A 13034-nucleotide genomic window follows, 5' to 3' on the forward strand; every position below is an offset into this window, starting at 1 on the left:
CATCACTCGACAACGATTTCATCGGTTGCGAACCAGGTTTTTTCGCCTGCATTTGGATGACCGGTGGGACACAGCCCCGCATTTTTGGCCCGGATACGCACGTACCGCGCCCGCGCTGTTTTGAAGTCGGCTACTACAGGCAGAATGTCCCATGATCCGGCCAGTTCATAGGTTACAGGCTGGGCAATGGCCTCCTTAAAATCCTGCCCATCACGCGAAATGGCTATCTCGACCGACGTTGGCGGAAAGCCGTTGTCCAGAATTATTTTCAGGAAGTTAAGCGAAACTTTGGTCACGCTCGTTACGTCGCCGAGGTCGAGCGTAACGTCCATATCGGTGCCGTAGAACCCGCTCCATTGGCGTCGGTCGCGGGGTGTTTCGCCCCGAACGCCATCGGTCAGTTTGGTTGATTTGGGATCGCCGTCTTTGTAGGGCGCGAGGGCATACGTATACGGTTTGTTTTTGCCTTTGTGGAGCGTAAACGTCTGCGTCAGCCGCCCGCCCGTCTGGGTCATGGCCCGGAGCGTCGTGGTTTTGGTAAGGGTAATGGGGCCGATGTATTCGCTGCTTTTATCGTTGGGTTCTTTGCCGTTGAGCGTGTAAAAAATGCGGCTGTCGGAGTCTAACTTACTCAGTTTCACCTGTACCTGTCCCTGATCATTCGCCTGCGTAGAAGCCGAAATGTCGAACAGTCGTTTGGCGTAGTTTACCTTCAGCGGGTCGAGTTTGGGGAGGTGGTTTTTGAGCCGCATCGCAAAGTCTTCAAAGTTGCGGGGACCGGCAGGCATCCAGCCAATTTCGGCCAGTGCCAGCGCACGGGGCCAGGCCATGTAGTCGGCCTGTTCGGGCGTGGCAATGTATTCGGTCCAGAGGTTGCCCTGCACGCCCAGAATGTGCTTCTGCTGATCGGGTGTTAGCTCGGCGGGCGTTGGTTCGTAACCATATACCTTGTCTAAGGGCAAATAGCCGCCAATTGCCAGCGGCTCGGTGGCGGGGTTGCTTTGGTAATAGTCAAGGTAGCAGAAGTCGGTGGGTGTCATAATCACGTTATGCTTCTGTTTGGCGGCTGCAATGCCGCCCGCCGTGCCGCGCCAGCTCATGACCGTTGCGTTTGGGGCCAGCCCACCTTCTAGTATTTCATCCCAACCGATAATGCTGCGGCCTTTACTGTTTACGAACTTTTCGATGCGCCGGATAAAATAACTCTGTAATTGATCTTCGTTTTTCAGCCCGTTTTTCTTCATCAATTCCTGGCAAAACGCGCTTTCTTTCCAGGCTTTTTTCGGGCATTCATCCCCGCCTATGTGAATGTATTGGCCCGGAAACAAGCCCATTACCTCGGTCAGCACGTCCTGCAAGAATGTGAACGTCTTTTCCGACGGGCAAAAAACATCGTCAAAAATGCCCCAGTGCCGGGCCACTTCGTATTTCTTCGACGGGTCGCACGAGAGTTCGGGGTAGGCCGCCAAAGCTGCCAGCGCGTGGCCGGGCATTTCAATTTCGGGAATGATTGTTACGTAACGGCTTTGGGCATATCGCACCACGTCGCGGATTTCGTCCTGCGTATAAAAACCGCCGTGGGGCTTGCCATCGAACTGCATCGGGTAGTTTTGATCGTAGTGACCAATGAGCGTTTCAGCGCGTTTGCTGCCTACCTGCGTCAGTTTTGGGTATTTTTTGATGTCAATACGCCATCCCTGATCGTTGGTCAAATGCCAGTGAAAGGTATTCTGCTTGTGCATCGCCATCAGGTCGATGAACTTCTTGACATACGACACGGGCATAAAATACCGGGTCACGTCGAGCATCATACCCCGGTAGCTGTAGCGCGGCTTATCGGTAATCTGGCAGGCGGGCATAGACACCCGTAGAGACGCAGCATCCTGCGTTTCCACATGAACCAACTGCCGCATGGTTTGCGTAGCGTAGAACAATCCTTTTGGCGTACTGGCTTCGGCCAATATTTTGCCCGGCGCAACGGTTAGTTTGTATCCTTCGGCACCGAGGTTCAGTTTTTTGTTGATTGTCAGAAAGATATGCGCTCCTTTTGCTAACGCCGGGCTGGCAGCGGCCACCGTGAGCGCGGGAGCGTTGGCGGCTTTCAGTTGCCCGGCAAACGTTTGCGCTATTGCCCGAACACCCGCGTCGGCAGCGGGGGTAACGACAAGTCGCGTTGCCGGCGAAATGGTAAATCGACCATCCTGCCCCGCAAATCGGGCTGGAAACGGAATCAGGTTGTACTGATTATCGGATTGCGCCGACGCGGTGAGGGATAGCAGCAGTAGAAAAAACAGAACTCGCATGTACATGGGGTTTAGACGGGCAAAAATAAAGGGAAAATGTAAGGGGAACACAGATTGTACGGATAGAACGGATTAACACAGATAATAAAGAAATCCGTGTTAACCCGCCCTGTCTGTTCAATCCGTGTTCCCCTTACGAAGAAATCTATTTTTTCGCTGTGGCTTTCCTGGCGGCTGGTTTTTTCGTTGTGGTTGCCTTTGCCTTCGTAGTTGAAGCCGCTTTTTTAGCCGGAGCTTTCCCGGCTGGAGCTGCGTCGTCGCCCGCTAATTTCAGGCAATCGTCCAGCGTAAGCGTGGCCGCGTCTACGTCTTTCGGAATACGAACGTTACGCTTCCCAACAGCCAGATAGGGGCCGTACTGCCCATTCACAATCTTGATTTCGGGCCGCTCGGCAAACTCTTTGATGTATTTGTTGGCTTCCGTCTGTCGCTTGGCCTGAATCAGTTCGACGGCCCGCTCCAGCGTCAGCTCTGCCAGCGATTCGTTGCGGGGGAGCGACACGTATTTGTCGAGATGCTTTACATACGGCCCAAACCGACCTTTGCCGGTCGACACCAACGCCCCCTCAAATTCGCCCAGCGATTCGCTTACGGATTCGGCGCGTTTTTGCTGAATCAGTTCGATGGCGCGTTCGGCTGTCACCGTATACGGGTCGTCGTCGCGGGTAAGCGATACATATTTGCCGTCGTGCTTCACGTAGGGGCCGAATTTGCCGATGCCGATGGTCATGGCCTGATCTTCGAACATACCCACCTCGCGGGGCAGGGCAAAAAGGTTCATGGCCTCATCGAGCGTAATGGTTTCAATTAGCTGTCCATCGCGCAGGTTCGCAAAACGGGGCTTCTCTTCGTCGCTTGCTTCACCAATCTGCACATACGCTCCGTACCGACCGAGCCGGGCCGACACGGGTTTGCCCGTAGCGGGGTCGGCTCCCAGCAGCCGCTCGCCAGTTTTGAACGACACGCCCGACGATGCTCCCTGAATTTCCTCGATGTTCTTATGGAAATCGCCGTAGAACTCTTCCAGCATCGTTTGCCAGTTCATTTTCCCGTCGGCAATTTCATCGAATTCCTTCTCGACCGTTGCCGTGAATTTGTAATCCACAATGTCAGGGAAGTATTCAACCAAGAAATCGTTGACCACAATGCCTGTGTTGGTCGGGAAGAGTTTAGCTTTTTCGGAGCCAAAGGTCTCTTTCCCGCTGGTTTCGCTGATCTGATTTTTTTGCAGCGTGTATTCGGTGTATTTGCGCTCCTGACCGGGTTTGTCCTGCTTTATCACATAACCCCGATTGACGATTGTAGAAATTGTGGGCGCGTAGGTCGAAGGCCGACCGATACCCATTTCTTCTAATTTTTTCACCAGCGACGCTTCGGCATAGCGGGGCTGCGGTCGCGTAAACTTCTCGGTTGCCTTCATCTGGCCGAGGTTTAATGGCTGCCCGATTTTGAGCGGAGGCAACATGCCTTTGGCATCTTCGTCGCCCTCATCATCATCTTTCGATTCGAGATACACCTTCAGAAATCCGTCGAACTTAATTACCTCACCCTGCGCGATGAGTTCGGTAGGGAAGTTTTTCTGACCAGTCTGGGCCTTAGAAGGGGTTTCTACAAATGGGCTGTCGTCGAATGAAGCAACAAGGTTGTCAGTCCGGGGAGTACCAGCAAAGCCAATGCCAATCGTTACGGTTGTGCGCTCTAACTGAGCATCAGCCATTTGCGAGGCAATGGCGCGTTTCCAGATCAGTTCATACAGGCGTTTCTGGTCGCGGTCGGCACCGGCGTTCCGGTCGTTGAAGTTGGTAGGCCGGATGGCTTCGTGGGCTTCCTGGGCCGACTCGTTTTTGGTTTTGAACTGCCGCGTCTGAATATACTGCTGCCCAAACTCAGTACCAATCTCGGCTACGGCCTTATCGACAGCTTCCTGCGAGAGGTTGGTCGAGTCGGTTCGCATATACGAAATCTTGCCGGCTTCGTAGAGATTCTGGGCAATCCGCATCGTGCGGTCTACTGAGTAGCCGAGTTTGCGCGAAGCTTCCTGTTGCAGCGTCGAGGTTGTAAACGGGGGTGCGGGCGATTTTTTGGCGGGCTTCGTTTCTAAATTCCTGATCGTAAACGTGGCACCGATGCAGGCTTCGAGAAACGCCCGTGCGTCGCCCGCAGTTGGGAAATTCTTGGGCAGTTCGGCGTTCAGTACCTTGTTGCCGTCAACAATAAATTGTGCCGTGACTTTGAACGACGATTTGGCCGAGTGCGCATCGATTTCGCGCTCACGCTCAACTACGAGCCGCAGTGCCACCGACTGTACGCGCCCCGCCGACAGACTTTGCCCACCTTTGATTTTGCGCCAGAGTACGGGCGAAAGTTCGTAGCCCACCAGCCGGTCGAGCACGCGCCGGGCTTGCTGTGCATTCACTAAGTCAACATCGATGGTGCGGGGCGACTTGATGGCGTTCAGGATTGCGTTTTTGGTAATCTCCCGAAACACAATCCGTTTGGTATTGTCGCGCAGGCCGAGGGCTTCTTTGAGGTGCCACGAAATGGCTTCGCCTTCGCGGTCATCGTCTGTTGCCAGCCACACTTCGTCTGCCGACTTTGCCAGCGATTTCAGTTCGCTGACTAACTTCTTTTTATCGGGCGAAATCTCATACGATGGCCGAAAGCCATTTGCCACGTCAACGGCTAAACCGTCTTTGGGCAAGTCGCGCACATGCCCAAAACTTGACTTCACCGTAAACTCTTTGCCGAGGTAGCCTTCAATGGTTTTCGCCTTTGCCGGCGACTCAACAATGACTAAGTTTTTTGACATACTCCGTTTTCAGGTTGATACTTTCTCCGCTGTTCGCCCCACCTGCGTCAATGCGTTTCGGGCAAATATAGACGCAATCCAACTGACTTATGCAACTGCACAGGCCATTTACGACAAAACAAAAGCAGGGGATCCGGTACGTTTAGGTAACATCAATAGCGATGTATCCGTTCGGTTTTCGCCCCTGAAAGGGTTATAAATCAATGTTCAGGGAATATGTTTACGGCGTTTGGCAGGCCACGCCTGACGGGCAGACCCGAGCCGATAAACCAGATAGTGGCACTGCCGGGTTTCATAAAAGGAAAGGAGGAGTATTGGATTTCAGGAGCGGTCTGCTCCCGAAATCCAATACTCCTCCTGTAAATGAGTACTACAGCAGGGCTACGTTCGCTACTACTGTCAGCTAACGGCTCAGGGCCGGATGTCTCCGCGAATTTCGCCCGCCGGATTAGCCGTCGTATGCAGATTGACGTAGTAGAAGCCGTTCAGCAAACTATCGACCCGGCCATTGGTCGTTAAAGTGGCCGACCCGATAATGGGTGACGTCAGACTGGCGAACGGTATCTCGACGGGGCCGTTGCCAATGGCCGAGTTGGGCGTAATACGGTGCAGGTGGCCCATCGTAGGCGTGATGCCGCTGTAGACGACTGTGTAGCTAAGCACACGCGTGGTCGGATCGATTACACCGGCAAATTGCCCTGTTCCTGGCGACACCACGGATGTTGGCCGCTCGGCAGCACCGCTCAGCGTAGCTACCAAAGCTATACGGGCATCGGGCGGGAAAGCCTGATGGTCGTTGCAGGATACGAAAATAAAGCACAGCAGCGCGAGCAGTGCTATAACCGGAAGCGTAAAACGATGCGTCATGGGGTATATGAACAAAAGGGGTTTGATAGATAGTACTCTTTGAACGAGCAGCATAGAATCAACCTCCTGTTAGGGGCGGTTGTTCAGAATGTATATACGCACATTGGGGCCGGGCCGATTTAAGAAATATGATTCTTCGTTCGGCAGCAACGCGAAGGGGCAGGAACGGTTAACCGTTCCTGCCCCTTCGCGTTGCTGCTAATTTCAAAAAAATTACTGTTGCTGCGTAATCGCTCCGCGCAGTGCACCATCCGGGTATGTAGCCGACCGCACATTGACCTGATAGGCATTGTTGGTTAAGCCCGTGAGCTGATCGGCAGTGACAGACGATGTGCCGCTGTACGGCGAGCTGATGGCCGAGGTGCTACCCGCACCCGTTAACGTCAGGCTGGTTGGGGCCGTACCGGTGGTCGACACCGGGTCGATGGTAATGGCTGATGGCGAAACACCCGAAAACGCAACCGTATAGCTCATAACGTTGGTTGTGCGGTCAACGTTGCCACTAAACGAACCTGTGGCAGTGGTTGACGTTCCTGTAACGGAAGTCGGCTGAGCCAGCGTAGCCGTCAGGCGGGCAGGAGCCGCCGGGGTGGGGGTGTTTGTGGTGTCGTCGTCGTTGCAGGCATAAAACGCCACCGATACGCTCAGGCCGAGGAGGGCAATGAGTGTCTTTTTCATACTGTGAGTTAGTTGGATAAATGAAAAAAGTACTCTACAGAAATACTGTAGTATTGTCTGACTAACGGCCTATCGTAAATTTCTGGTGTTAAATTAAGTTTGATATTGAGCCAACGGCCCCGGTGTTGCCGTTGAACGCAAGCAAAACCTATCAAAAATGCCGAACCCTATCAATATTTTTCAAAACGAACGAGAAAACTCTAATTTTGACGCGCTAACCGGAATCCATTTCCAAACTTTACGAGTTAGCTAAGTAGATACCCTGTTCAGTACCTTATAATCCGTTATTCACATGGCATTTGACGTCGATATGATTCAACGCGTATACGCCGGTTTGGGCGAGCGTGTTGGAGCAGCCCGGCAGGTAGTGGGTCGCCCGCTAACACTGTCGGAAAAAATCTTGTACAGTCACCTTTTTGCTGGTCCCGGTACCCCGGCTACGCCCACGCAGGCGTATGAGCGGGGCAAAGCCTACGTGGACTTCGCGCCCGACCGCGTTGCCATGCAGGACGCCACGGCGCAGATGGCTCTGCTACAGTTTATGCAGGCAGGCCGGGCGAAAGTGGCCGTTCCATCGACGGTTCACTGCGACCACCTGATTCAGGCCGAAGTGGGTGCCGATAAAGACCTCGACATCGCCAAAAGCAAAAACAAAGAGGTGTATGATTTTCTCGCGTCGGTGTCGGATAAGTACGGCATCGGTTTCTGGAAACCCGGCGCTGGTATCATTCACCAGGTGGTGATCGAAAATTATGCCTTTCCCGGTGGTATGATGATTGGTACAGACTCGCATACGCCGAACGCGGGCGGTCTGGGTATGATTGCCATTGGCGTAGGTGGTGCCGATGCCTGCGACGTAATGGCGGGCTTAGCCTGGGAGCTGAAAATGCCGAAACTGATCGGTGTGAAGCTGACCGGCAAACTCAGCGGCTGGGCGTCGGCAAAAGACGTGATCCTGCGCGTGGCGGGTATTCTGACCGTAAAAGGTGGTACGGGCTGCATCGTAGAGTACTTCGGCGACGGAGCCGAAAGCCTGTCGGCAACGGGCAAAGGCACGATCTGCAACATGGGTGCCGAAATTGGCGCAACAACCTCGATTTTTGCCTACGACGAGCGCATGGGCAACTACCTCCGTGCCACCAGCCGTGCCGACATTGCCGATGCCGCCGAAGCAGTTAAGGAGCATCTGCGTGCCGACGATGAGGTGTATGCCGACCCAGCCACCTACTACGATCAACTGATTGAAATTGACCTGAATACGCTGGAGCCGCACATCAACGGCCCATTCACGCCCGATCTGGCATGGCCGCTGTCGAACTTCGCGAAGGCCGTCAAAGAAAACGGCTGGCCCTCAACATTAGAGGTGGGCCTGATTGGTTCCTGCACCAACTCCAGCTACGAAGACATGACCCGCTCGGCGTCGATTGCCGCGCAGGCCGCTGCCAAAAACCTGAAAACAAAAGCCGAATTTACGATAACGCCTGGTTCGGAACTGGTTCGGTTTACGGCAGAACGCGACGGAATTCTGGATACGTTCGAGGGAATTGGCGGGGTTGTGCTGGCGAATGCCTGTGGCCCCTGCATCGGCCAATGGGCACGGCACATGGACGACCCGACCCGCAAAAACTCGATCATCACCTCATTTAACCGCAACTTTGCCAAGCGGAACGACGGTAACGCCAGTACGCACGCGTTTGTGGCTTCGCCCGAAATCGTGACAGCATTCGCCATTGCGGGCGACCTGACGTTCAACCCGATGACCGATACGCTGACCAACGAAAATGGGGAGCAGGTGAAACTCGACGAGCCACAGGGCATCGAACAGCCGGTGAAAGGGTATGCCGTTGACGACGCGGGCTATCAGGCTCCGGCAGAAGATGGTTCGGGGGTGCAGGTGAAAGTATCGCCCACGTCAGACCGCCTGCAACTGCTGGCCCCGTTTGCGGCCTGGGAAGGCACCGATCTTGCCGGCCTGAAACTGCTCATCAAAGCAAAAGGCAAGTGTACGACCGACCATATTTCGATGGCGGGTCCGTGGCTGAAATATCGCGGCCATTTGGACAACATCTCGAATAACATGCTGATTGGCGCGGTCAACTACTACAACGAGAAAACCAATAGCGTGAAGAACCAACTGACCGGCGAATATGGCGAAGTGCCTGCCGTTCAGCGGGCGTATAAAGCTGCTGGTGTTGGTTCGGTGGTGGTTGGCGACGAAAACTACGGCGAAGGCTCCAGCCGCGAACATGCCGCTATGGAACCGCGCTTCCTCGGCGTTCGCGCTATTCTGGTGCGGTCGTTCGCCCGGATTCACGAAACGAACCTGAAAAAGCAGGGAATGCTCGCGCTCACGTTTGCCAACCCCGCCGACTACGACAAGGTGCAGGAAGATGACAGCATCGATATTCTGGGCCTGACGACCTTTGCCCCCGGCGTTCCGCTGACCGTTCGGCTCAACCACGCCGACGGTTCGACCGATGAGTTTGCGGTGAACCACACCTACAACGAAGGCCAAATCGAGTGGTTCAAAGCGGGTGCGGCTCTGAACATCATCCGCCAGAAGCAGGACGCGTAAGTAATAGCGTAAGGCGGGTGGAAACCCGCAACGTCTCAACATGCGGGTTTCCACCCGCTCTACACAAACCCGGTCGGCTATGCTGCTGACCGGGTTTGTTTCTAATAGCGGTAATTTTAGTCGAATTACGGCTTTTCGGCGTATGAATCGCCTGTTCGCATGCTTTCTGATTTGCACCGTTGTGGCCCTTGCGGCCTATCGCAGCACGGTCAAGCCATCTACATCAATACCTCCCAACATCGTTTTTATCCTCGCCGATGACCTCGGCTATGGCGATTTGTCGTGCTTTGGGGCTACGGATTTGCGAACGCCCCACATCGATAGTCTGATTGGGGCGGGGGTTCGGTTTACTAATTTCTACGCCAACAGTTCGGTGTGTTCGCCAAGCCGGGCGGCACTACTGTCGGGCCGATACCCGGAGCGCGTGGGCGTTCCCGGCGTCATTCGCGACGACACGACCGATAGCTGGGGCTATCTTTCGCCTGCGGCTACGCTGCTGCCGGTTTATCTTAAACGGTCAGGCTACCATACCGCTCTGACGGGCAAATGGCACCTCGGTCTCGAATCGCCCAACCTGCCCAACGAGCGCGGTTTCGATGAGTTCTACGGTTTGCTGGAGGGCATGATAGATGATTATACGGCCAAACTTCGGCACGGGAAAAACTTTCTGCGGCATAACCGACAGCCCATCAGTCCGCCCGGCCACGCCACCGACGTATTTACCGACGCGGCTATTCGCTACCTCAACGCCCGCCGAATCATAAGAAAACCATTTTTTCTGTACTTGCCCTACACCGCCCCACACGACCCCCTGCAACCCCCTGCCAACTACCTTCGGCGGGTGCTGACCCGACAACCCGGCATCGATACTACCCGCGCAAAATTAGTAGCCCTCATCGAACACATGGATGCTAATGTAGGCCGGGTGATGGCTGCGCTACGTGCCAATGGGCAATGGCAAAATACGTTCATTGTGTTCACCAGCGATAACGGCGGCTGGGGACCGGGCAAAGCCAATAATGGGTCAAACCGGGGCGTTAAAGGCCAGTTTTATGAAGGCGGTATTCGCATTCCGGCAGGGGTGGCGTGGCCTGACCGGATTGCTAACGGGCGGGTAATTGACACCCGTCTGCAACTGATGGACTGGTTTCCTACGCTCCTCGAACTGGCAAACGTCCGGCTGGCAAAGCCGGTTGATGGCTGCTCGTTTCGGACATTACTCACCGAATCGAACGCGCAACCCGATTCGATATTCGCTCATCGACCGCTATTTTTTGTCCGGCGCGAGGGGCAGGATACGTACAAAGGTTTGCAGATTCATGCCATACAGCAACATGGCTGGAAACTGCTGCAACCCACGCCCTTTGCGCCCTATGAATTATACGACCTGACAACCGACCCACTCGAGCGAAAAAATCTTGCCAATACCGACTGGAAAAAGCGTGATCAACTGATGAAGCATCTGATGGAGCACATCCGGCGGGGCGGACGCGTGCCGTGGCAAAAAGGCTAATTAGTCGATACGTTCTATTTGGGGCGGAATTTTATTTAATACATATCCGAAACTGATGCAACGGTTGTAGCACATACTGCGTAGGGATAGGCAACTTTGTACTTAATTTTCTACGCATCACTCACACCCATGCGCCATCCTGTCATTCAGTTTTTCGGGCTGATTATTTGTATATCAGCCCTTATTTATGCGTGCAAATCAGACACTGGTACAGCCGTTACGCCATCATCGGCCATTGTTTCAGGGCTAACCTGCGGCTCTGCCACGTTCTCTGCCACAACAATCAGCGGTACAGCTTACACCGGTACGGCTACTATTCCGTATACAGGCGGTAACGGTGTTACCTATGCGGCTGGCAGTGCCATTGCCTCTACGGGCGTCGTGGGTCTTAATGCTACACTACAGGCTGGTACGCTATCTACTGGAGCCGGAAAGCTGACTTTTTCGATTAGTGGTACACCGTCAGGCAGCGGAACGGCTACGTTTGCTATCAGCTTTGGCGGGCAAACCTGTGCCTTGGCGGTGCCAATATCGTTGTCAGTAATAACGCCAGGCAGCAGTACTGGCGTAAGCGGTACCAGTAGCTTATCGGCTGTTGTTGCAGCCGCAGAAGCGTTTAAAGCTACGCTCACGGCCAGTCAGTTGGCATTAGTGCAGTTGGCGTATTCCAAAACCGATGCGTTGAAATGGTCGAACCTGCCCGACGGACTGTATAACGGGCGGGTGGGTATTAAGCTAAGTGTTCTCAACGCTACCCAACTGGCTGCGTTTTACACGCTGATGGGTACGGTTATGGCACGGGACGTAACCAACGAAGGCTTAGACGAACTGGAGGGCGGGTTGGTAGCCGATGATTATCTGGGAGCCAACGGCGGCAGTGCTGCGACTTACTCACGGGGTAATTTTCATGTAGCTTTTTTGGGAACGCCGAGTAATACCGGCCTGTGGGAATTACAATTTGGTGGGCACCATTATACGTTTGCCAATACGTATAACAACGGTAAAGTTACTGGCGTAACACCTTCGTTCCGGGCCGTTGAGCCGATGGCGACAATAACGGCTAATAACCGCACTTATCAGCCTGTTGAGCAGGAACGGGCCGCGTTTGCTGCCTTGCTGATGGGACTGAGCAGCACTGAACAAGCAACGGCTAAATTAGCTGCAACCTACTCCGACGTTCTACTCGGCCCTGGTAAAGACGGGCAGTTCCCCACTGCAAAATCGGGCGTAAAAGTAGGTGACCTGACGGCGGCAAAAAAAGAACTGGTGTTGAATGCTATTAAACTGTATGTCAACGATCTGGATGCCGAAACAGCCGCTACCATATTGGCTAAATATACGTCAGAGATAGACAACACTTATGTCGCCTATTCGGGTACAACTGCCGTCACGTCGCAGAATGACTACATTCGCATCGATGGTCCGAGCATCTGGATCGAGTTTTCATACCAGGGCGGGATAGTGATTCGTAATACACCACATCCGCATTCGGTCTGGCGTGATCGCACGGGCGATTACGGCGGAAATTAAGAAAAGTCAACCACCCCCCGCTAAACCAGGGGGCTTGCAAGGCAGGTAACTAACCACTACTGAGCCAGCAAGACCCCATTAGCGACGTGGTAATCGAGGACGTGAAGGCAAGGGTAACGAAAGGTTCGGCGTTCAGCCCCGTTCAGTGCGGCAAAGACTTTCTGTATAGTCAGCTAAAAAAACGCTACACCCTGCATACCTACGAAGGGTGGCAGACCGCCAATATGCGTAGTGTTCTTGGCCTTGCCAAAGACCCGCGAAAGTTAGAAATGAACTGGAACGTACACTGCGTGGATAGCTACTGTCTCTGCTACTGGCAAACAGCGTGTACGCTGGATAACACGGAAGTCATGGTTATCAAGCCCCTGAAACTCTACCGTCGTCAGTTGCACGTATTCAACTACAGCAAGGGAGGTAAGCGACGTGAGTATGGCGGTACGCGCTCAATGGGTATCAGCCGGGGTACGTTGGTGAAGCATCCTAAGTACGGCCTGTCGTATGTCGGCGGGAGTAGCAATAGCCGGGTGTCGCTACATGGTATGGATGGAAAACGTCTTTGCCAGAATGCCAAACCGTCGGATTTAAGAATCAGAAAACAGTTAACCTATGTTTAATTCAGGAATCACCCTACCGCACACGGCCTTGTACCCCTTCGGGCGTACTGCCGAACGTCGGCCCGGCGCGATTCCTCCCCGCGCTAAAGCACGGGGTTTCCTCGCGGGATTATCATGAATGAAAAGTAGGTTTGTGGTCGTGGCC

At 54.0% G+C, this 13034-nt stretch carries 8 protein-coding genes; 4 read left to right on the forward strand and 4 right to left on the reverse strand.

What is annotated here, in order from left to right; all coding sequences use genetic code 11:
- Positions 1 to 2: 2 nt before the first annotated feature.
- The 4 genes from AWR27_RS05375 to AWR27_RS05395 all read right to left on the reverse strand — a co-directional run bounded on the left by AWR27_RS05375 (position 3) and on the right by AWR27_RS05395 (position 6657).
- A complete protein-coding gene (locus AWR27_RS05375) occupies positions 3 to 2303 on the reverse strand; it encodes a glycoside hydrolase family 20 protein (protein ID WP_077133820.1) in 2301 nt (766 codons plus the stop codon).
- 145 nt (positions 2304 to 2448) lie between these two features.
- Positions 2449 to 5112 carry a type I DNA topoisomerase gene (gene topA, locus AWR27_RS05380; protein WP_077130243.1) on the reverse strand — a complete coding sequence of 888 codons (2664 nt, stop codon included), beginning with the start codon at positions 5110 to 5112 and terminating at the stop codon, positions 2449 to 2451.
- Positions 5113 to 5523: 411 nt separating this feature from the next.
- A complete protein-coding gene (locus tag AWR27_RS05390) occupies positions 5524 to 5979 on the reverse strand; it encodes a CHRD domain-containing protein (protein WP_077130245.1) in 456 nt (151 codons plus the stop codon).
- Positions 5980 to 6192: 213 nt separating this feature from the next.
- A complete protein-coding gene (locus AWR27_RS05395) occupies positions 6193 to 6657 on the reverse strand; it encodes a CHRD domain-containing protein (protein ID WP_077130246.1) in 465 nt (154 codons plus the stop codon).
- A gap of 292 nt (positions 6658 to 6949) precedes the next feature.
- Here AWR27_RS05395 and AWR27_RS05400 point away from each other — a divergent pair, with 292 nt between their 5' ends.
- From AWR27_RS05400 to AWR27_RS05415, 4 genes are all read left to right on the forward strand, one after another.
- Positions 6950 to 9232: an aconitate hydratase gene (locus tag AWR27_RS05400; protein ID WP_077130247.1), complete on the forward strand. Its 2283-nt coding sequence runs from the start codon at positions 6950 to 6952 to the stop codon at positions 9230 to 9232.
- Between the two features lie 40 nt (positions 9233 to 9272).
- The gene (locus AWR27_RS05405) at positions 9273 to 10745 is read left to right on the forward strand and encodes a sulfatase family protein (RefSeq protein WP_232325982.1); all 1473 of its coding nucleotides are present in this window, start codon (positions 9273 to 9275) and stop codon (positions 10743 to 10745) included.
- A gap of 129 nt (positions 10746 to 10874) precedes the next feature.
- On the forward strand, positions 10875 to 12275 hold the full coding sequence (locus AWR27_RS05410) for a DUF3500 domain-containing protein (RefSeq protein WP_077130248.1): 1401 nt from the start codon (positions 10875 to 10877) through the stop codon (positions 12273 to 12275).
- A gap of 86 nt (positions 12276 to 12361) precedes the next feature.
- Positions 12362 to 12889, forward strand: coding sequence for a hypothetical protein (locus AWR27_RS05415; protein ID WP_077130249.1), 528 nt, complete (start codon positions 12362 to 12364; stop codon positions 12887 to 12889).
- Positions 12890 to 13034 lie beyond the last annotated feature (145 nt).

The organism is Spirosoma montaniterrae (assembly GCF_001988955.1).
Taxonomy (GTDB): Bacteria; Bacteroidota; Bacteroidia; order Cytophagales; family Spirosomataceae; genus Spirosoma; species Spirosoma montaniterrae.

Bases quoted from the DNA above. Each gene is read 5' to 3' on its own strand.
- AWR27_RS05400 (WP_077130247.1), top strand. From the start codon at position 6,950: ATGGCATTTGACGTCGATATGATTCAACGCGTATACGCCGGTTTGGGC.
- AWR27_RS05375 (WP_077133820.1), bottom strand. From the start codon at position 2,303: ATGCGAGTTCTGTTTTTTCTACTGCTGCTATCCCTCACCGCGTCGGCG.
- AWR27_RS05410 (WP_077130248.1), top strand. From the start codon at position 10,875: ATGCGCCATCCTGTCATTCAGTTTTTCGGGCTGATTATTTGTATATCA.
- AWR27_RS05390 (WP_077130245.1), bottom strand. From the start codon at position 5,979: ATGACGCATCGTTTTACGCTTCCGGTTATAGCACTGCTCGCGCTGCTG.
- AWR27_RS05405 (WP_232325982.1), top strand. From the start codon at position 9,273: ATGCGGGTTTCCACCCGCTCTACACAAACCCGGTCGGCTATGCTGCTG.
- AWR27_RS05395 (WP_077130246.1), bottom strand. From the start codon at position 6,657: ATGAAAAAGACACTCATTGCCCTCCTCGGCCTGAGCGTATCGGTGGCG.
- topA (WP_077130243.1), bottom strand. From the start codon at position 5,112: ATGTCAAAAAACTTAGTCATTGTTGAGTCGCCGGCAAAGGCGAAAACC.